This is a genomic window from Oceanibium sediminis (assembly GCF_003265325.1).
Lineage (GTDB): Bacteria > Pseudomonadota > Alphaproteobacteria > Rhodobacterales > Rhodobacteraceae > Halovulum > Halovulum sediminis.
Map to the genome: position 1 here is coordinate 732,704 of NZ_QGNX01000001.1, position 19,060 is coordinate 751,763.

The window sequence follows — 19,060 nt, forward strand, 5'->3', positions numbered from 1 at the left end:
CCGCCTTTCAGTCCACCCAGCGGCCAAGGCGCACTGCGGTGGCACCCGGCGTCAGCCTACGGCTGGGCATGATAAGCACGCAGTCATCATGCGGCGCCCGGATTTCGCGGGTGCCGTCCACGCCGATCAGGTCGCCTTTCGCAAGGGTTTCCAGCCCGGTGAATGGCTGCGCGAACTCGAAGCTGTCGGTTTCGACCGTGACCGGGGCAGAGACCCGCACAACGCGCTGCCTGGGCGGTAGCGGCCGCAGGTTCGGCGTGGCGAGTTTCGCGTCGATCATCTCGTGCAAGAGTAGCCAGCGATAAACGCTGTCGATCGCAACCTGCGCCGCATCCGCTTCCCAATGTTGGCCGCACTCGATGAGCAGCGCGGTCTTCTCGCTGTTCGGGTCCCCGAATCCGCCGTAGTCGCGCAGGCGTCGGCCCGCGGCGTGGCCGGTATCGGCAACGACGATATCGGGCGTGCCAAGCCCCTGGGCCATCGCGACGCTTTTTTCCAGCGGCCCCGCGATCATTACCGGCGCGGTCTTGTGCTGCATGGAATGCACATCGAACAGCAGGTCGACCGTGTCGACCAGCGGGCGGATCTGGCGGGCGCGCTGCAACTCGCGGGAGTTTCGCGCGCCCTCCAGCGTTTCGAGATCCCAGACCCGGTTCATGTCTTCGTCCAGGAACCGGCTCGCCATCGGCTCGTCGGGGTCAAAGGCCTGGTACGCCTCGACATTCGCGAAGCCGAGGGTCAGTTTCCCCCTTTTCGGCCTGACGCCGGCCCGGAACAGGTGGTCCAGCGCGATCACGCCGCAGACCTCGTTCCCATGCACAAGGGCATTGACCAGGACATGCGGCCCCGAAACGCCGCTGTCGAAGGTGGTATAGTAATCGACGCCGCTATTGCCGTTGCGATAGGCCGAGATATCCGGAAAAGGCAGCTCTATCGGGTACTTGTTCGGGTCCGTCGCGCTCACGAGTCGGCCCTCGGGACGATCGGTGGCGCTACGCCGTCCGGCAACGGGCAGACGTAGGGGGTTTTCGCCAGGTGCGCTGCGTGCACGCTTTTTGCCGCTGCGCGCAGGGACGGATCCTCGATCAACCGCTTGGCCGTCGCGGCCATCACCTTCGCGGCATAGACCATGCCCTTGTGCGCCGCTGGGACCTTGCCCTGGGCGACGGTTTGCCAGGTATGGAACGGGGTCCCGACCGCGCAGGTCGCGACACGGGCCTGTACCGTCGGCACCGCCCAGCTGACGTCACCCACGTCGGTCGAGCCTTCGCCGCCTTCGCCCTGCAGATCGAGCGGCGCCACGAAATCGCAGAGCGGCAGGTCGTCATCGGGTGGCGGCATGCCACAGCGCCGGAAGGACACCGCGATGTCATCCCTGGTCAGAGTCTTCTGGATTTCGCGGGCAAAGACACGGTCATCCTCGTCGAAGGGCACCGGGCCGAGGCGATCCAGCTCGGCTTGCATCGCCTCTTCGAGTGGGCGGTTGCCGATCAGGTTCGACACGCCGGTGAATACCCTGGTCTCGACCCGCGTCTCCGTCATCAGCGCCGCGCCTTCGGCGATCTTCTTCACCCGCTCGATAAGCGAGCGCAGTCCGGGCAGATCCCTCGCGCGCACCAGCTGGCGCACCGTGGCCTTGTGCTGAACGACGTTGGGCGCAACGCCCCCCGCGTCGAGATAGGCGTAGTGCACGCGCGCGTCATCGGGCATGTGTTCGCGCATGTAGTTGATGCCGACGTTCATCAATTCGACCGCGTCCAGTGCGCTACGCCCCAGTTCCGGCGCCCCGGCCGCATGGGCGGCCTTGCCGTGGAAGGTGAAATCGATGCGGGTGTTGGCTAGGGAATTGGCCTTGTTCACGGCCGTGAAAGTGGCCGGGTGCCAGGAAATCGCCGCGTCGACATCATCGAAAAGCCCTTCGCGCACCATGAACGCCTTGGCCGCGCCGCCTTCTTCGGCGGGACAGCCGTAGTACCGCACCCGCGCCTTTATGCCGTTTTCGTCCAGCCAGTCCTTCACCGCCGTCGCCGCAAGAAGGGCCGCCGCGCCCAGCAGGTTATGTCCGCATCCATGCCCGTTCCCGCCATCCTCAAGGGGGTGCGGCTCGGCAACGCCAGGTTGCTGGCTCAGATTGGGCAGAGCATCGAACTCCCCGAGGATCGCGATGACCGGCCCTTCATCGCCGGCCTCGCCAAGAACCGCGGTCGGGATACCTGCCGCGTTCTCGGTAATGCGGAAGTTCTTCTGCGCCAACATCGCGGTATGCTCGGCAACAGACAGGTATTCATTGTATAGCGTTTCTGGAATATCGAAGACGCGATCAGACAGCCCGATCAGGTCCGACTTGTGGTGATCTACCTTTTCCCAAATGGCGTCTGAATTCTGCATTTTCGTTCTTCCTTCAAATACATCAATACGCAAGGTTTCCACGGCTTTTGCTCGTTGGCAAGCGACCTCTGCCGTCACGCTGACAGATTCGGGCAAAGTCCCCTCTGCCGGGTGCGGGCAGGCCAATTCAAGCCGGTATCCGCGAGTACAGTCAGGCCGCGCGACATGCCGCTTTGCAGCGCGTCGCACGGGGCGGCGCATGCCTGAACCGGCCTCCACGCTTGCCGGAGCATGCACAACGGTGCAGACTGGGCGCATGTGCCGCTTGTCCCGAGCCTGTTTCCTGGCTGCCGTCCTCGTCAGCGCAGGACCCGCATACCCACAATCGCCGGAAGACCTGCTTCGCCTGTTGGTCCCGAACGTGCGTGTTTCCCCGCAGGTGCCCTCACCGCAGCAGGTCGTTCCAAGGGTCGTGCCCGACCCCGAGGTCCTGGCGATCCAGACGATGCTCAACGCGATGGGCTACGATGCCGGGCCTGCGGATGGCATAATGGGCGGCGCCACGCGAGAGGCGATCCGGGCCTATCAGCGCAGCATCGGGGCAACGCCGACCGGCAGGCTGACGCCCACGCAGTTTGCCGCCCTTGCCCGGCGCGAAGCCCCGCCAAAGGCCAAACCCGCGCCGACGCCGGGGCGGACGGTCGATATACGGGCGGTACAATCGGGTCTTGCGGCGCGCGGCTACGACGTCGGGACCGTCGACGGTATCTGGGGGCGGCGCAGCCAGGCAGCGCTCGACGCTTTTCGGCGGGAACAGAAGATCGCCCGAACCGGCGGGCCGACGCCCGATGACGCGGCGCGGCTTGCCGCCCTGCCGCAGGCCGATGTGCCCGCACCGGCGGCGACAACCGTCACCAAACCCCGGCCGCAGGACGTACCCGAACCTCAGAGCGACCTCGCCTCTACGCGCAGCCCGTCTGTTGCGCCTGCACCGGCAGCTGTGCCGGGGAACGCGTTCAGCACGCTTTCCGTGGGCGGCTACAGGCTCGCCTCGCTGCCGGTCGTGGACAAGGGCATGCGCTTCGGCGTGTCGGGGTCGGAGAGCAGGGGCGACGCGCAGGATCGTCTGGCGATCGTACCGGGCGGCAGCGCACCGCACGCCGGCACACCCTCCGTCATGATTGGCGAGAAGCGCGTGGCGACGCTGCAAGCCCCGAGTGAGCCGGGCATCTACGATATCGTGTGGATCGACCACCGCGACGGTCGCGTGCTCGTCCGAAGACCGCTGGAGGTCCGGTGACCAGCGCGGGCCTGACCCCCTTGGTCGCCGCGCTGGCGATCGGCCTTGCGGCCCCGGCGCATGCGCATCCGTGGCAGGCCGGATCGCCGCCGCTTTCCGAGGCACAGGTGGCCGAGGTGCTCACCGCCTCCAGAACGCTGGCCGAGTCGGCAGCGGCCCAAGGATGGCGCCCGGAGGGCGACGCCGCGAATCTCACCCTTGGCGAGGCGGTCATCGCCTATGCCCATGAGACGTCGCAGTTCACCCTGCTTCCAGAGATTGCGGATCGTGTGTTCCTGTCCCTCGCGGCATTGAAGCAGGGGCTGGTGAACGCCGATGGCACCTACCGCGACGATGACGATCTTCTGTTCTGGTTCGAGGTGCTGCACACCGGCGACCTGCCCGCCGTTGCCGCAAGGATCGACGCGTTCGACGCGCTTCGACCGCTGTTCTCGGTGCCTGACCCATGACCCGGCTGTTCGCCGCCCTGAGCGTGCTGCTCGCCCTGCTCGCGACCCCGTCCCTGGCGCAGTGGCGCACGACGCAGATCACGCCGGTTCCGCCAGATCAGTTCGACCTGATGTCGGACGAACAGGGCTTCGGCGAAGACATCAATTTCGTTCTCACGAGCCGTGACGACCTGATCAAGGATGCCCCGAACTACTTCGCAGAGTTGATCCCGATCGTGGAGAGCGACCTGAAAAAGCTCAAGGACGCGAATTTCAAGCATCCGATCTCTCGCCCTCTGATGGACGAGGTTTTGAACGACAACCTCTATATCCCCATCGTGTGGGTGAACAAGACGGACCCGACCGCGGCGCCGGCGGGTCAGACCTGTGAAGTGCGCAACAGCGTGATTGCGGGCCTGGTCTATCTTTCGCAGTCCGAGATCAACAACGCCTATGACTTCCCCCGGCTCGAACGGGCGTGGCAGAGCGGAGGGGCCCGTCGGCAGCAAGCGCTCGACCTGATCTCCACGCTTACGATCCATGAACTTACCCACGCGATCCAGAACACGTCCTGGACGCCAAAGTGCGAAGTCAGCGGCCTTGAGAAGTGGATCATTGAAGGCACTGCCGATGCGGTCGCCTTCTACCTGTTCACGAAGCGCCGCCCGACCGGCCTTGAAGACTACCCGACGGCGCGCAGCAAGCGCGACTGGACCATCAGCATGAACAAGGTAACGAGCAACGCCAGCATCGCCTACGCGGTCGCATCCTTCTACCGCTACCTCATGGAGGCGAGCGAAGGCGGGCACAACAACGGTGGGCTGGCCGTGGTGAAGGACATCTTCGACACGAACCGGACCACGCTCGCCGCGGACCCGGTCGGCGAACTGGACAAGATCATCACCCGTTACGCGGGGAAGGATCTGAAGGGCGGCCCCCGGACCCTTTACAACGTGCTGCCGGAATTCCTGACGGAATACGCGTCCTACGGCGGCAGCCGCTACAAGACCCACCGTCCGACACCCAGCGTCACGGCCGCGCTAGACCACAAGACATGGCTTGGTGACACGTTTCCGGATTGCGACCAGAACACCGCGACGATCGACCACTCGGCCAATGCCAGCGTCGATGTCGTGAAGATGACCGTGAACGCGCTGGCCGGCGCCTGCCTGAAGGTCGAGTGGAAGGGCGTGAAACAGCCGGTGACGCTTCAGTTCTTCGCGGACAACATCCCCAACCATCACGGCGACCTGCATATCGGCCAGGCGGTTCGCAAAGATTCCACCGGCACCGACCATTGCTGGTCTGCGATCCAGGGGTTCAACACACGGTTGGAGGATGTTTCTGTCACGAAGTGCATCCTGTCCCGCGCGACGCCGCTGGTGGGCTCGAACAAGACGCCCGACACAAAGGTTGCGATGTGGAACCTCGACATGCCGATAGAGGGCTCGGGCGAGGCCTACATGATCGTTTCAAACATCGCTGCCAAGCCCGCCACGTCCCAGGATCACACGTTCGAGATGACGGTCGGGGCCTTGAACGTCGACTACCAGCTGGCCGCCGTGACCCCCCGCGCGCCCGCGGGCACACCCCCGGTGGAACGCGGCCTGGCCAATCTGGACGCGCGTCTTCACGTCTTCAGCGGCAACGGCAATCGCGGGCTGTTCGACGGCCGGGTCATCGACGGCTCCGGCCCGGATTTCGACCTGCCCTCGGATGTGTTCGGGAACGGCGCGGACCAGGGCTTGCTGAGCTTCGTGCGTGGGTCGAACTACTGGGTTGGCGTTCTCAGCAACGAGGGCGCCGCGCAGGACCCCAACGACGCTGCCTTCATCTTCAAGGACCCGGGCGGGATGGAAACCAACTTCCAGACGCCCGGCGGGCTCGGCACCATGCCCATGATGGCCATCATGCAGGCCACGCCGGTGTCTGGCGGCACGATCGCCGATATCGGGCGTGCCCAGCAATGCGGGCGCAGTTTCAGCCCCGACATCAAGATCGAAGCGGTCACCAAGAAAGAGCTGGTCTTCATGGTCGAGGGCGACCTTTTCGACATGTCCCGCGCCATGTCGTCGGGGGCCACGTCCGGGTGCGGGGCAATCGATGCCGCCTTCGTCGAACGCGCGAAGTTCACCGTCTCGCTTCCCTACGGCCCGCTCTATGACGGCAGTTCCACGATCACGCCCCAGATGCCGCCCGGACAAGCCTCGCACGAGGCGAACTTCCCCGACGGCCCCGCCTATGGCGGCATCGCCACCGCCCGCAGCTACGCGGAAGGTGGATCCGGTCCGACTGGTCTGAGCGGCGGATCGGGTGGCGGCGGCTCCGGCGGGGGCGGTTCCGGCGGCCCCTCAGGCGGCGGATCGGGGGGTGAGAATACCACGGGCGAGATCTGCTCGTGTACCTGCCCCCGACCCGCCATCGCGCTCTCGGCGAGCTGTAGCGCCCAGTGCAAGGCAACGTGGTCCGCGTGCCCGGCCACCGATATGGCGGACCTAGAACCGCCCCGGGTTCGGTTCGATCGCCTGTTGGACGACAGCGCCCTCACGCCGGGCCAGCGAAAACTGCTCGGCGCGGATTTCGAGGCGCTGTCCCCGGCCACGCAGGACTACCTGCTGGGCCGGTAGGTGCCGGCAGGGGGCCTTCGAGAGGTGGCGTCAGACCATGGCTCAGGTCTGGGCGCTTCCCATGCGCGCAACAATCTTCGGGGCCAGGATCGCCACACCCCCGAGTAGCGGGCTGGCAAGGAGGATCGCCCAGATCGCGCTGTGTGTTTCCACGATGGACCCCATCAGTGGCGGAACCGCGAACAGCGCAAGAAGCGAGATCAGCGAATAGGACGCCATGGTTTTCGTCGCAGAGCGCGTCGGATGACGCATCGCCAGGGTCGTCGCCACGGGGGCCGCCAGGGCGACGCCGGCCCCGATCAGGCTGAACCCGGCGAACAGGAATCCAAGGCCGAACGGAAAGCGTGGTCCAAGCACCGCCAATAGGATTCCGAGCAAGGTGACAACCGCCATCCAGCGGATCAGCACCCGGACTCTCACGCGCTGGCGCAGGTCATCACCGACCATGCGCGCGGTGAACATGCCGAAGGTGAAGGCGGCATAGATCTGTGCCGCCGCGTTCGCGCCCAGGGCAAGCTCGTCGCGCAGGTAGAACATGGACCAATCATAGATCACGCCCTCGGTTATGCTGAACCCCGCGACCAGCAACAGCAGGCAAAGGACGAACGCATCCGGTTTCGCGAACCTCGGCCCGCCGTCCGGCACCGCCCCCATGGGTTCCGGATCCCCGACGCGCAGGACCAGGAACAGGACGAGAGGCAGCGTCAGAAGGCCCAGCCAGATCAACTCGACAGCGGCCGTCATGCCCATGCTGGCGGCCTGCCCCCCGAGTATGGCGCCCACGAACAGGCCCGCCGACCAGAACCCATGGCTCTTGGAGATGACGTTCTTTCCGCTGCGCTCCTCGACGCGGGCCGCGATGAGGTTCTTGGCCACCTCCATCACGGCCATCGCGAACCCGTATCCAAACAGCGGAAGCGCCAACCCCCAGAAGCCCGGCGCCAACAGGCCGGACGCGGCGACCGGAAGGCAGACCGTCGCGCCCAGAAGCATTACCCCCGCCACGGGGCGGGCCCCGAAACGATCGATCAATCGCGCGGAAAAGGGGAATCCGACAAGCGTCCCGCCGGTCTGCGCAAGAAGCGCGACACCAAGGGCCGAGGGCGGGATGCCCTGCGCTGCGCTGATCTCCGGCAGGCGGGAATACAGGGTCACATACAACACCGCATTGGCGAAAAAAATGCAGGCAGGCAGAAGGGTGAGGGGCAGGATAAGAGGCATGGAGAGGTCCGGTGATCTGAGCGGCCCGCGTGCTCAATCACCATTCGCCAGACCTGTCAAAGCAGGAATGACGATGCTGGCAACTTCATCAATCTGTCATCTAACCATCGCAAAAGATGAACAATTCTCGCCTAGCTCGCACCCTGTCCTGTTCGCCGGGTTCCTTCCGGCGGATGCTCCAAACGACCATGACAGGAATACCTATGACCGCACATCTTTCCCGCCGAGGCCTGCTCCGGGCGGCCGCTGCTTCGTCCATCACGCTGGCCATGCCGCGCATCGCGTTCGCGGCCGATGGCTTCGTCAACGTGTACACCGGCTCGGACAGCAACATCTCGGATTTCTGGACCAACGTGATCCTGCCGGGCTTTCATGAGACGCACGCCGACGCGAAAGTCCGCGTGGTTGACGCGGGCGACGGCGCGGGCCTTCGCGCCATCGCGGATCGCGCCATGGCCGCGCTGGGCACGGACAACGATCCGCAGGTCGACCTGCTCGAAGCCTTTGTCCCGGACGAGACCGAGGGCTCCATCGAAGCCGGTCTTTGGGTGAACTTCACCGAGGCGGGCCTGGCTGGCCTGGACATGGTGAACCCTGCCGCAAGGCAGACGGATTTCGATCTTCCCTATCGCGGCAGCCAGGTGCTTCTGGCCTATGACGCGACCCGCGTGTCCGCCGAAGAGGCCCCGAAAACCTGGGACGAATTGACCGCATGGATTCACGCCAATCCCGGCCAGTTCATCTATAACCGCCCGGACAAGGGCGGCTCCGGCGGCAACTTCGTGCGCCGTGCAATCCACGAGGCCAATGGCCGCGATCCGCGGAAATTCACGCTCGACAACTACTCCGAGGCCTATGCCGCCGAAACGCTTCCCGGTGCCTGGGACATCCTGAAGGGCCTTGCCCCCAGCCTGTACGAAGGCGGCGCCTACAGCTCTGGCAACACGCAATCGATCCAGCTTCTGTCACAAGGCGTCGTCACGATGACGCCGGTGTGGTCCGATCAGGTTCTTCAGGCGCTCAGCATGGGCGTTCTGCCGGAAACGACGGGCCTCGTTCAACTGCAGGACCTTGCGCTTTGCGGCGGGTTCAGCCGTATCACCGTGCCGACGAACGCCAGGAACCTGGACGTTGCGATGCAGCTTGTGACCTACGTTCTGTCCAAAGAGGTCCAGTCCAAGATCATCACCGAGCTTGGCGGCTTTCCCGGCGTGTCCTGGGACCATGTCGATCCCGCCCTTCGCGCGAAATACGCGGACGTCATCCCCGCCACCATCCCGACGTTCCCGGCGGGCGACTGGGACGCGGCGATCAACGATGGCTGGTATCGCAACGTCGCGCCCGGCATCGCGCGCAGCTGAGGCCGGAACCACGATCAATGACGCACACTTCATCCTCCGGCACGGTCCGGAAGGGTGGCACGGCGAAACGTAACGGAAGGGGGCTTACGGGCCTCCTTCTCGTTTCTGCGCCGGTCGCACTTCTGGGCTGGCTCATCATCTACCCGATCTTCAACGCCGTGGCGCGGACGCTGTTCACCGCGGGGGATGAGGGGCTTCACTTCAGCCTCGACACCTATCAGCGGTTCTTCACGGACGGCTACGCGCTCAACAACCTGTGGCTGACGCTTTGGGTCACCGCGGTCTGCGCGGCCTGCCTGATGGCGATCTGTCTGCCGCTGGCGCTGTACCTGCGTTTCGCCAAAAGCCGCGTTGCGGCGGTGGTGCAGGGGCTTGCCCTGTTTCCGATGTTCGTACCCTCGGTCATCCTGGCCTATGCGCTGATCCGCACGATCGGCCCGAACGGTGGCGTGGACCTGGTGCTGAACGCCGTGGGCCTGCCGAAGATCAATTCGCCCTATCTTACCCCATGGGGGCCGGTGATCGGGCTGGTCTGGGACAACATCCCGCTGACGACACTGATGCTGGTCGCGGGCCTTGGCGGCGTATCCGACAACGCGGTCGAGGCCGCGCGGGACGCGGGCGCACGGCGGTTTGCCCTTTTGCGCTACATCATCCTGCCGCAGATCGGCAACGCGATGCTGGTGGTGCTGTCGTTCACCGTCCTCGGCATATTCTCGGCGTTCACGCTTCCTTACGTGCTTGGCCCGGCATCCCCTGAAATGATGGGGCCCTTCATGCAGCGCACCTTCTCGCAGCTTTCGGATTCGCGCATGGCGGTCACTCAGGCCGTTATCACCTTTGCCATTTGTGCCTGTTTCGGGGCGTTCTACGTCCGCTCCATCGCCAAGAACCGGGAGGCCCGCCGATGACCACCGCAGATCTTACGCTTGCCGCGCGGCAAGAGCCGACAGTCCCCACGCGCAAGACAAAGCGCATCGATTGGCTTGGCTTGGCGATCACGCTGGCGCTTGGCATTGTCGTGGTGGTGCCGCTTGTCGTCGTCGCCATCTGGGCCTTTGCCGAAGTGTGGCGCTACCCCAGCATTTTGCCCCAGGAATTCGGGCTGCGGTTCTGGGAGGCGACGCTGTCGCGCCCGGACGTCTGGCAGGCCATGTCCCTGTCGATCCGGCTGTCCCTGACCGTCACGCTGCTGTCCGCCGTGATCTGCCTGCCGGCCGCCTATGCCTTTGCGCGGCTGGATTTTCCGGGGCGCAACCTGCTGTTCCTGTCGTTCCTCGCCTCGCACGCCTTCCCGAAATTCGGGCTGCTGGTCGCGATCGCCAGCATCTTCCTCAATCTTGGCCTTGTCTCGACATTCTGGGGCGTGGTCCTGATCCAACTCGTGGGCACGCTCATGATGATGATCTGGATTCCCGTCGCCGCTTTCCAGAACGTGGACCGCGCCATGGAAGAGGCCGCCCGTGACGCCGGCGCCGGGCCCCTGCGCGTGTTCTGGTCCGTGAGCCTGCCACAGGCCGCACCGACCATCGGCGCGGCAGTCCTTCTGAGCTTTGTCGGAACCTTCTACGAGACCGAGGGCGCCTGGCTTATCGGCGCGCCGGAAATCCGCACCATGCCGGTGCTCATGATCACCTTCATCAACAACCAGATCGTCGTGCAATACGGCGCGGTGCTGTCGGTCCTCTTGTGGGTCCCAAGCTTTTTCGCGCTTATGTTCAGCCGTCGCCTTGTCGGCTCTTCGTCCTTTGCAAAGGGCTTCGGCGTCTAAGGAAACTCCCATGGCACAACTCTCTCTCAAGAATATCGGCAAATCCTTTGACGGCACGGACGTGATCCGCGACGTCTCACTCGATGTGGCCGACGGCGAACTCGTCTGCCTTCTGGGACCGTCCGGTTCGGGGAAGTCCACCATTCTGCGCATGGTGGGCGGGTTCGAAACCCCGGATCGGGGGTCGATCCTGATCGACGGGCAGGACGTCACGCTGATCCTCCCGGAAAAGCGCCCCACCGGCATGGTGTTCCAGAGCCACGCGCTCTGGTCACACATGTCCGTCGCGGACAATGTCGCCTTCGGGCTGAAACTGCGCCGGATGCCCCGGCGCGAGATTCAGGCGAAGGTGGCGGATGCCCTCGGCCTCGTGGGGCTAAAGGACTATGGCACTCGCCGGGTCTGGCAGCTTTCCGGCGGACAGCAACAGCGCGTCGCGATCGCCCGCGCGCTGGTGCTTGAACCGAAGATCCTGCTGCTCGACGAACCGTTCGCCAGCCTTGACCAGCATCTGCGCGAACACCTGCGCGAGGAATTGCGCGATATCCAGCGGCGGCTTGGCATCACCACGCTTTTCGTCACCCACGGCCAGGACGAGGCGCTCGCCCTCGCGGATCGGATCGTCGTTCTGCAACAGGGCGACCTGGAGCAGGTCGCAAGCCCGGACAGGATGTACCGCGCCCCCGAGACGCGTTTCGTGGCCGGGTTTATCGGGTCGATGAACTTCCTTGCCTGCGACATGCGACATGGCCGCGCCGATCACCCGCTTTTCCCCGTCGAGGCCCCGGTCGCCGACGGACCGGTCGAACTGGCGATCCGCCCGGAGGCGCTGACGGTCGCCCCCGCAAGGGCTCCGCAAGCGAAAGTCCATCGCACGACCGACTATGGTTCGCATCTGCTCGTCGATATCGACCTTGCCGATGGAACGCGGGTCAAGGCCATGTGCCCACCGTCCGCACGCTTCGCAGCGGGCGACGGTGTCACCCTGACGGCCGACCGGGTCACGTTGTTCCGGGGGCAGAAGAAGCTGGCCGAGGTGAGCCCGCGCCCCGCACGGGAGCTTTCCCATGCCTGAGGCCCCGATTGCACTGGACCATGCGAAAGGTCGGACGTGGTTGAAATGGCACCGCGGGCGCAAACGGGCCGCGGACATGGAGTTCGATCCGGACCGGATCGTCGAGGGGATGCGCTGCGGCGCCTCCGTGGAAATCGACATTGTGCGACATGCGGGCGGCGGCTTCGCCGTTCTGCATGACGAGACATTGGACCGCGCCACGACAGGCACCGGACTGGTGGCGGATGCAACACATGCCTGTCTGCGCGGCCACACGCGCCGCGACAATGACGGGCGCGCGACCGACACGCGCATTGCCCTTCTGTCCGACCTGTGCGCCAGCCTGTCCGAAACCGTGATCGGCACCGGCGCGCTCTTGCAGCTGGACCTGAAGGAGACATCCGCAACGCTGACAGCGGCGGATTGCCTGGCGTTTGCCCGGGCCGTCAGGCCGGTTCAGCGCCACGTCATCCTGTCGGGCGGGGACGCAATGGCCGTCGCGCAGCTCGCGAATGCCCTGCCGGACATGCAAATCGGCCATGATCCTTGCCATTTCGGCACGATGGACAGGCTCAAAGCCTCTGGCGACGATGCGGAGTTCGTGGCGCGGGCGATGGAAGAGGCAGGGCGTGCGGGGCTGATCTATCTTGATATCGGCCTCATCCTCGATGCGCTGGGCCGCGAGTTCGACATGATCGCGGCGTTTCATGCCAGGGGCAGGCGCATCGATGCCTATACCATCAGGGCAGTCACCCCCGAGACCGTGCGCCTGTGCCAACAGCTGGTCGAACTGGGTGTGGACCAGATCACGACCGACGATCCCGAGGGTCTCTATTCGGCGCTTCGTTAGTCCCTGAAGCCATCCAGCAGCCACGGATGCAGCCCGGCGCTTCCCGCGAGGATGGCGCCGGGGGCCTTGATCTCTTCTCCGTCGAAGCCGGTCACGATGCCGCCTGCCTCACGCAGGATGAGGACTGAGGCGCCGTAGTCGTTCAGTCCCAGCATGTCTTCGAAGAAACCGTCCAGGCGCCCGGCCGCCACGTAGGCGATGGAAAGCGCGGAACTCCCGAGGCGACGCACGCCGGACGTGCTGTCCATCGCGCGGCGCAGGGCACGGTGATAGACCTCTTCCGACACGGACTGCACCTGCCCCCTGATCGGAAGCCCGGCGCCGACGACGGTGTTTTCAACGTCCGACGTGCCGCGCGCATCCAGGCGCTGCCCGTTCAGCCACGCCCCCAGCCCTTTTTCGGCGGCGAACATCTCTTCCATCATCGGGTCATAGGTGATCGCCCCGACGACTTCGCCGTCCATGAGGCGGCTGATCACGACGCCGAAATGGGGAATACCCCATGCGTAGTTCGTGGTGCCGTCGATCGGATCGATCACGAAGGTCGGACGATCCGAGTTGGCGGCGCGGTTTCCGACTTCTTCTTCGCCGTCGATGCCGCATCCGGGGAAGGCGTCCAGAAGGGCGGCCACGATGGCGGCTTCCGTCTGGACATCGCCCTCGGTCTGGTAGTCATGACGCCCCTTGAACACCATCTCGCTGGCGGTCTGTCTGCGCATCGTGCGGCGTGCGATATCGCCACCGATCAGCGCCGCCTTCGCCATCGCCCGCAGGTCATCGCTGGCGTTCTCAGGCAGGTAGGTTTCAATAGCGGGAGAGGTCATTTTCATTCTTTCCTATGGGAATTTCCAGGCGGCTTATTGAGGGCCGGGACCCATATGAACAAGTGAATGTTTGATGACATGGCGGCCGCTGGCGCGCGGCTTCCTGCCGTCCTTCGGCGTCAGGTGGAACCGGCATCGCGCAACGCGATTGCGTTTGCGCGGCGCCGTCCTCAGGTCATGCAGCCCTCAGGTGCCATCCGGCCCGATAGGGAAGTGGCAGGCCACCTGGTTTTCGTTGCCGACAAGGTCGGGCATCGTCTGGCGGCAGATGTCCTGCGCCTTCCAGCAGCGCGGCGCAAAGGGACAACCGGGCATCACGTTCAAAGGAGACGGCAGTTCACCTTCCAGCTTGATGCGCTGCGTCTTTTGCGTCGGATCGGCGTGCGGCGTCGCCGAAAGCAGCGCCTTCGTGTAGGGGTGCTGCGGCGCTGCGAAAAGCGCCTCTTTGCGGCCCTTTTCCACGGCGCGGCCCAGGTACATCACGATCACGTCGTCGGCCACGTGGCGCACCACGCTGAGGTCGTGACTGATGAACAGATACGCCAGGTTCAGACGCTCTTGCAGGTCAACGATCAGGTTCAGGATCGCGCTCTGGATCGACAGGTCCAACGCCGAGACAGGCTCGTCCAGCACAAGCACGCGGGGTTCCAGCATCAGCGCACGGGCAACGGCAATCCGCTGGCGCTGGCCGCCTGAGAACATGTGGGGATACCGGTCGAAATGCTCATTGCGCAATCCGACGAGGCTCAGCATCTCGCGCGCCTTCTGCTCACGCTCGGCGGGTGAGATCCCGGGGCTGTTGATCAGAAGGGGTTCCTGAAGGATCTTTCCAACCGTCTGACGCGGGTTGAGGGAGCCATAGGGGTCCTGGAACACGATCTGCACAGTGGTGCGCAGCTTTGCCCAATCCGCCGGCGTGATCGTCTTGCCGTCCAGCACGATGCTGCCGCTGGTCGGCTCTTCGATCATGGTGATCATGCGTGCCAGCGTGGACTTGCCGCAGCCGGACTCGCCCACTACGGCCAGCGTCTTGCCTGCCTGAAGCTCGAAGTCCAGCCCCTGCACGGCGCGCAGAACCTGCGGCTTGGTGAACAGGCTGCCGCCCACGTTGTAGTGTTGGGACAGGCCCTTGGCCGACATCACGGGTGTGGTCATGAGGCAATCCTGGTCCCGGTGTTGAGCGGATAATGGCACCGCGCTTTGCCCAATTCGGGGCCAAGCGGCACGGGCCGTTCGGTCTTGCACCGCGCATCGGCGAATTTGCACCGTGGCGAGAACAGGCACCCTTCGGGCCGGTCGAACTGGCCGGGCACGATGCCCGGGATCGTCGGCAGGTGCTTTTCGGTGGCGCGTTCGGGCAGCGCATCCAGCAGCGCGGCGGTATAGGGATGATGCGGCGTCTCGAACAACGGCACGACGGGCTGTTCCTCGACCTTCTGGCCTGAATACTGCACGCAGACCCGCTCGGCCGTTTCGGCGACCACGCCCATGTCGTGGGTGATCAGCACCAGCGCCATGCCGTTCTCGGCCCGGAGGTCGGTCAGCAGGTCCAGGATCTGCGCCTGGATCGTCACGTCCAGCGCGGTGGTCGGCTCGTCGGCGATCAGCAGCTTCGGCCTGCAGGCGATGGCCATGGCGATCATCACACGCTGGTTCATACCCCCCGACATCTGGTGCGGAAAAACCGACAGGCGCTTTTCCGGGTCGGGGATGCCCACCTGTTCGAACAATTCGATGGCCCTGCGATGCCGCGCCGCACGATCGAGGTTCATATGCGCGCGCAACGCCTCCTTGATCTGCCAGCCCACGGTGAAGCAGGGGTTGAGCGACGACATCGGCTCCTGAAAGATCATGGCCAGGTCGTTGCCGATAATCTTGCGCAGGGTTTGACGCCCGGCGTCGCGCAGGTCGATCCCGTCAAAGCGCAACTCGTCGGCGGTGACCTTGGCGGTCCAGGGCAACAGGCCCATCAGCGCCAGCATCGCCACCGATTTGCCTGAGCCGCTTTCCCCGACGATGGCGACCAGTTCGCCCCTGTCAACGTCCAGATCGACCGAGTCGACCGCCCGGAAACGGCCCGAGGCGGTGGCGAAATCGACGCTGAGGTTTCGGATGGACAGAAGACTCATCGCTCAGCTCCGCTTCAGTTTCGGATCGAGCGCGTCCCGTAGTCCGTCGCCCATCAGGTTGATCGCCAGCACCGTGACCAGGATGGCGAGGCCGGGGAAGGTGACCACCCACCAGGCCCGCAGGATGAACTCCCGCGCCTCGGCAAGCATCGTTCCCCATTCCGGGGTCGGCGGCTGCGCACCCATGCCCAGAAAGCCGAGCGCGGCGGCGTCCAGGATCGCGGTGGAGAAGGACAGCGCCGCCTGCACGATGATCGGCGCAAGGCAGTTCGGCAGCACGGTGACGAACATCAGCCGCAGGCGGCTGGCACCCACGACGCGGGCGGCGGTCACGTAGTCCTTCTTCCGCTCGGACATGACGCTGGCGCGGGTCAGGCGGACGTAGTGGGGCTGCAACACGATTCCGATGGCGATCATCGCGTTGGTCAGCGACGGGCCCAGGATTGCGACCAGCACCAGCGCCAGCAACAGCGAGGGGAAGGCCAGGATGATGTCCATGATCCGCATGATGATCATGTCCAGCCATTTCGGCGCGAAGCCCGAGATCAGGCCGACCAGGATGCCCCCGGACGCCGCGAAGGTCACCACGACGATGCCCACGAAGAAGGAGTAGCGCGCGCCTTCGATCAGCCTCGACAACATGTCCCGGCCCAGGGGATCGGTGCCCAGGGGAAACGCCCAGCTGCCGCCCTCTTGCCAGGCGGGGGGTTGCAGGATGTGCTGCCGGAACTGCTCGGTCGGATCATAGGGCGACAGGATCGGCGCAAAGGCGGCGCAGAGCGCAAACGCCACGAAGATCCAGAGCCCGAAGACCGCGCCGCGGTTTTCCCGGAAGTAGTACCAGAATTCGCGAAGGCGGCCGGAACGGGCCGGTGCGGAGCCTGTCGGGGGGGTGGCGGATGCTTCGGTCATGGTCGGCTCGCCTTGCTTTGGAATGCTGCGCGCCCGCGGACCGGAACCCCACGGGTGGCGTCGGCGCTTTTGCCAGCGTCCGCCCGGGCCGGACGCGGCCGCGCGGTCTGCTCAGTCATGCAGGACAGGATCGTCATCTAGCTTTTCCTGATCTTGGGGTTGATGACGCCGTAAAGCATGTCGACGGTCAGGTTCACGATCATCACCATGACGGCGATCAGCAGCAGGCCCCCCTGCACGACCGGGTAGTCGCGGCGGAAGATGCTGTCGACCATCCACTTGCCGATGCCTGGCCAGCTGAAGATCGTCTCGGTCAGGATCGCGCCGGCCAGCAGGGTGCCGACCGACAGGCCGATCACCGTGATCACCGGGATCAGCGCATTTCTGAGCGCGTGGATGCCGTTGATCCGCCCTGAGGACAGGCCCTTCGCGCGCGCGGTGCGAATGTAATCCTCGCCCAGAACCTCCAGCATGGCAGAGCGTGTCTGCCGCGCGATCACCGCAAGCGGGATCGTGCCCAGCACGATGGTCGGCAGGACCAGGTGGCGAACGGCTGACCCGAAAGCGCCTTTCTGCCCCGAGGTGAGGCTGTCGATCAGCATGAAACCGGTCGGGTCGGGGAAGTAGTAGATCAGGTCGATCCGCCCCGACACCGGCGTCCATTGCAGGTTGCCCGAGAAGACGATGATCAGCAGCAGCGCCCACCAGAAGATCGGCATCGAGTAGCCCACCAGCGCCGTCGACATCAGCGCGCGGTCGAAGAACTTGCCGCGATGCACCGCGGCGATCACCCCGGCAGGCAACCCAAGGGCCACGGCGAAGATCATCGCGCAGATCGACAGTTCCAGCGTCGCGGGGAACAGCGTGAAGAACTCGTCCCAGACCGGCCTTTTGGTCACGAAGGACTGGCCAAGATCCCCTTGCAGAACCCCGGTGAAGTAGTCCCAGAACTGGGCGTAGATCGGCCGGTCGAACCCGAACTGGGCCGAAAGTTCGGCATATCTCTCGTCGGTCAGCCCGCGCTCCCCCGCCATCACGATGATCGGGTCGCCGGGCAGGACCCGGATGAAGGCGAATGAGATCAGCGTGACGCCCAGGAAGGTCGGCACGAAGGTCAGCAGGCGCGAGATGATGTATTTCAGCATTTGAGCACCTGAAGGTTCGTTGGAAAGCACGTCAGGGAGACGGAGCCGGTTTCGGTGACCAGCACGTCATCTTCGATCCGTACTCCGAAATTGCCTATCTGATAAAGGCCCGGCTCGTTGGTATAGACGGTGCCCGCCTCCAGCACGGTGTGATTACCGCGCATGATGTAGGGCGCCTCGTGCACGTCGCGGCCAAGCCCGTGGCCGGTCTTGGTGCGGATGCGGTCGGCATAGGGCGACGCCTCCAGCACCCCGGTGACGGCGTCGTCGATCTCATGCGCGGTGACGCCCGCGCGGGTCACGGCGTGCCCCTTGCGGTTGGCGGCCAGCACTGTTTCGTAGACGTCCCGGCCCTCGTCGGTGACGTGGTCGAGGAAGACCGTACGGGTGATATCGGCGCAGAACCCGTGCTTGCGCGCCCCGAAGTCGATCAGCAGCGCATCGCCCGCCTTCACGGCATAGTCGGACCGCGCCTTCGCATGGGGCCGGGCCGACCCGTCGCCCGCGGCGACGATGGGAAAGAAGGCATGATCCTCGGCCCCTTCGGCGAAAAGCGCCTGGATCAGCGCCTGCTCGATCTCTTTCTCGGTCTGGCCGAGGCGTACGCCGGAAAGCGTGCGCTCCAGCGCGCGTTCCGAAATCCGGATCGCTGCCGTGATCGCGGCGATGTCGTCGTCGGTCTTGATCATGCGCAAGCCCGAGATGGCGGCCTCTCCATCGATGATCCTAAGATCGGGCTGCGCCTTCTTCAGCGCGTGATGAACGAAGACACGCATGATCTGGCCTTCCACGGCCAGCGATGACAGGCCCATATGCGCGGCCAGCGCTGCGAAGGCGGCGTCATAGCCGTCCTGGTCGCGCCAGTCGAAAACGGCGCCTTCGAACCCGACCAGGTCCCAGCTGCGCAGTTCGAGGTTGGGCACGATTGCCGCGGGCGCGCCCTTGGCCGGAATCACCAGCAGAAACGGCCGCTCGTGGCTCATGAAACTGTGAGACACGCAGCGCGTGAAATTCGGCCCCGGCACCAGCGCCACGGCATCGACCTTCAGGTTGCGGGCCACGTTGGCATAGGCCGCCAGCCGATCGGAAAGCATTTGGGTCAAACGGAAA

At 65.0% G+C, this 19,060-nt stretch carries 17 protein-coding genes; 8 read left to right on the forward strand and 9 right to left on the reverse strand.

Annotated features, from left to right (window positions below; translation table 11 throughout):
- Positions 1-7 precede the first annotated feature (7 nt).
- Together DJ029_RS03500 and DJ029_RS03505 are read right to left on the reverse strand one after the other, a co-directional pair.
- Positions 8-964 carry a M14 family metallopeptidase gene (locus tag DJ029_RS03500; RefSeq protein WP_112320922.1) on the reverse strand — a complete coding sequence of 319 codons (957 nt, stop codon included), beginning with the start codon at positions 962-964 and terminating at the stop codon, positions 8-10.
- On the reverse strand, positions 961-2,388 hold the full coding sequence (locus DJ029_RS03505; protein WP_112320923.1) for an amidohydrolase: 1,428 nt from the start codon (positions 2,386-2,388) through the stop codon (positions 961-963). Before DJ029_RS03505 ends, DJ029_RS03500 begins: the two co-directional genes overlap by 4 nt.
- 361 nt (positions 2,389-2,749) lie before the next feature.
- Between DJ029_RS03505 and DJ029_RS03510 the strand changes: the two genes are divergently transcribed.
- Genes DJ029_RS03510 through DJ029_RS03520 form a run of 3 tightly spaced genes read left to right on the forward strand, consistent with a single transcriptional unit; the run spans position 2,750 to position 6,683 of the window.
- Positions 2,750-3,628, forward strand: coding sequence for a peptidoglycan-binding domain-containing protein (locus tag DJ029_RS03510; protein WP_157966250.1), 879 nt, complete (start codon positions 2,750-2,752; stop codon positions 3,626-3,628).
- On the forward strand, positions 3,625-4,077 hold the full coding sequence (locus tag DJ029_RS03515) for a hypothetical protein (protein WP_112320925.1): 453 nt from the start codon (positions 3,625-3,627) through the stop codon (positions 4,075-4,077). Before DJ029_RS03510 ends, DJ029_RS03515 begins: the two co-directional genes overlap by 4 nt.
- Positions 4,074-6,683, forward strand: a complete 2,610-nt coding sequence (locus DJ029_RS03520) for a hypothetical protein (RefSeq protein WP_112320926.1) — start codon at positions 4,074-4,076, stop codon at positions 6,681-6,683. The genes DJ029_RS03515 and DJ029_RS03520 overlap by 4 nt, the downstream gene beginning before the upstream one ends.
- 42 nt (positions 6,684-6,725) lie before the next feature.
- On the opposite strand, the gene DJ029_RS03525 is transcribed toward DJ029_RS03520, so the two are convergent.
- The gene (locus DJ029_RS03525; protein WP_112320927.1) at positions 6,726-7,904 is read right to left on the reverse strand and encodes an MFS transporter; all 1,179 of its coding nucleotides are present in this window, start codon (positions 7,902-7,904) and stop codon (positions 6,726-6,728) included.
- Positions 7,905-8,107: 203 nt separating this feature from the next.
- Here DJ029_RS03525 and DJ029_RS03530 point away from each other — a divergent pair, with 203 nt between their 5' ends.
- Genes DJ029_RS03530 through DJ029_RS03550 form a run of 5 tightly spaced genes read left to right on the forward strand, consistent with a single transcriptional unit; the run spans position 8,108 to position 12,940 of the window.
- Positions 8,108-9,265 (forward strand): extracellular solute-binding protein, encoded by a 1,158-nt coding sequence (locus DJ029_RS03530; protein WP_112320928.1) that lies wholly within the window; start codon positions 8,108-8,110, stop codon positions 9,263-9,265.
- Between the two features lie 17 nt (positions 9,266-9,282).
- Positions 9,283-10,176, forward strand: a complete 894-nt coding sequence (locus tag DJ029_RS03535; RefSeq protein WP_112320929.1) for an ABC transporter permease — start codon at positions 9,283-9,285, stop codon at positions 10,174-10,176.
- Positions 10,173-11,036, forward strand: a complete 864-nt coding sequence (locus DJ029_RS03540) for an ABC transporter permease (protein ID WP_112320930.1) — start codon at positions 10,173-10,175, stop codon at positions 11,034-11,036. Before DJ029_RS03535 ends, DJ029_RS03540 begins: the two co-directional genes overlap by 4 nt.
- Positions 11,037-11,046: 10 nt before the next feature.
- Positions 11,047-12,111 (forward strand): ABC transporter ATP-binding protein, encoded by a 1,065-nt coding sequence (locus tag DJ029_RS03545; protein ID WP_112320931.1) that lies wholly within the window; start codon positions 11,047-11,049, stop codon positions 12,109-12,111.
- On the forward strand, positions 12,104-12,940 hold the full coding sequence (locus DJ029_RS03550; protein ID WP_112320932.1) for a glycerophosphodiester phosphodiesterase: 837 nt from the start codon (positions 12,104-12,106) through the stop codon (positions 12,938-12,940). The genes DJ029_RS03545 and DJ029_RS03550 overlap by 8 nt, the downstream gene beginning before the upstream one ends.
- Here the strand turns inward: DJ029_RS03550 and DJ029_RS03555 are convergent.
- The 6 genes from DJ029_RS03555 to DJ029_RS03580 all read right to left on the reverse strand — a co-directional run bounded on the left by DJ029_RS03555 (position 12,937) and on the right by DJ029_RS03580 (position 19,044).
- The gene (locus DJ029_RS03555; protein WP_112320933.1) at positions 12,937-13,764 is read right to left on the reverse strand and encodes an inositol monophosphatase family protein; all 828 of its coding nucleotides are present in this window, start codon (positions 13,762-13,764) and stop codon (positions 12,937-12,939) included. The two genes, DJ029_RS03550 and DJ029_RS03555, sit on opposite strands and share 4 nt — an antisense overlap.
- A 186-nt stretch (positions 13,765-13,950) precedes the next feature.
- Entirely contained in the window at positions 13,951-14,919 is a 969-nt protein-coding gene (locus DJ029_RS03560) for an ABC transporter ATP-binding protein (RefSeq protein ID WP_112320934.1), read from the reverse strand.
- Entirely contained in the window at positions 14,916-15,893 is a 978-nt protein-coding gene (locus DJ029_RS03565) for an ABC transporter ATP-binding protein (RefSeq protein ID WP_112320935.1), read from the reverse strand. Before DJ029_RS03565 ends, DJ029_RS03560 begins: the two co-directional genes overlap by 4 nt.
- Positions 15,894-15,896: 3 nt before the next feature.
- Positions 15,897-16,805 carry an ABC transporter permease subunit gene (locus DJ029_RS03570; protein ID WP_112320936.1) on the reverse strand — a complete coding sequence of 303 codons (909 nt, stop codon included), beginning with the start codon at positions 16,803-16,805 and terminating at the stop codon, positions 15,897-15,899.
- Between the two features lie 137 nt (positions 16,806-16,942).
- Complete coding sequence (locus tag DJ029_RS03575; RefSeq protein ID WP_112320937.1) at positions 16,943-17,950, reverse strand: ABC transporter permease subunit; 1,008 nt, start codon at positions 17,948-17,950, stop codon at positions 16,943-16,945.
- The gene (locus DJ029_RS03580) at positions 17,944-19,044 is read right to left on the reverse strand and encodes a M24 family metallopeptidase (RefSeq protein ID WP_370445227.1); all 1,101 of its coding nucleotides are present in this window, start codon (positions 19,042-19,044) and stop codon (positions 17,944-17,946) included. The genes DJ029_RS03575 and DJ029_RS03580 overlap by 7 nt, the downstream gene beginning before the upstream one ends.
- Positions 19,045-19,060 lie beyond the last annotated feature (16 nt).

Bases quoted from the DNA above. Each gene is read 5' to 3' on its own strand.
- DJ029_RS03575 (WP_112320937.1), bottom strand. From the start codon at position 17,950: ATGCTGAAATACATCATCTCGCGCCTGCTGACCTTCGTGCCGACCTTC.
- DJ029_RS03570 (WP_112320936.1), bottom strand. From the start codon at position 16,805: ATGACCGAAGCATCCGCCACCCCCCCGACAGGCTCCGCACCGGCCCGT.
- DJ029_RS03560 (WP_112320934.1), bottom strand. From the start codon at position 14,919: ATGACCACACCCGTGATGTCGGCCAAGGGCCTGTCCCAACACTACAAC.
- DJ029_RS03550 (WP_112320932.1), top strand. From the start codon at position 12,104: ATGCCTGAGGCCCCGATTGCACTGGACCATGCGAAAGGTCGGACGTGG.
- DJ029_RS03505 (WP_112320923.1), bottom strand. From the start codon at position 2,388: ATGCAGAATTCAGACGCCATTTGGGAAAAGGTAGATCACCACAAGTCG.
- DJ029_RS03580 (WP_370445227.1), bottom strand. From the start codon at position 19,044: ATGCTTTCCGATCGGCTGGCGGCCTATGCCAACGTGGCCCGCAACCTG.
- DJ029_RS03545 (WP_112320931.1), top strand. From the start codon at position 11,047: ATGGCACAACTCTCTCTCAAGAATATCGGCAAATCCTTTGACGGCACG.
- DJ029_RS03525 (WP_112320927.1), bottom strand. From the start codon at position 7,904: ATGCCTCTTATCCTGCCCCTCACCCTTCTGCCTGCCTGCATTTTTTTC.
- DJ029_RS03555 (WP_112320933.1), bottom strand. From the start codon at position 13,764: ATGACCTCTCCCGCTATTGAAACCTACCTGCCTGAGAACGCCAGCGAT.
- DJ029_RS03535 (WP_112320929.1), top strand. From the start codon at position 9,283: ATGACGCACACTTCATCCTCCGGCACGGTCCGGAAGGGTGGCACGGCG.
- DJ029_RS03520 (WP_112320926.1), top strand. From the start codon at position 4,074: ATGACCCGGCTGTTCGCCGCCCTGAGCGTGCTGCTCGCCCTGCTCGCG.
- DJ029_RS03530 (WP_112320928.1), top strand. From the start codon at position 8,108: ATGACCGCACATCTTTCCCGCCGAGGCCTGCTCCGGGCGGCCGCTGCT.
- DJ029_RS03540 (WP_112320930.1), top strand. From the start codon at position 10,173: ATGACCACCGCAGATCTTACGCTTGCCGCGCGGCAAGAGCCGACAGTC.
- DJ029_RS03565 (WP_112320935.1), bottom strand. From the start codon at position 15,893: ATGAGTCTTCTGTCCATCCGAAACCTCAGCGTCGATTTCGCCACCGCC.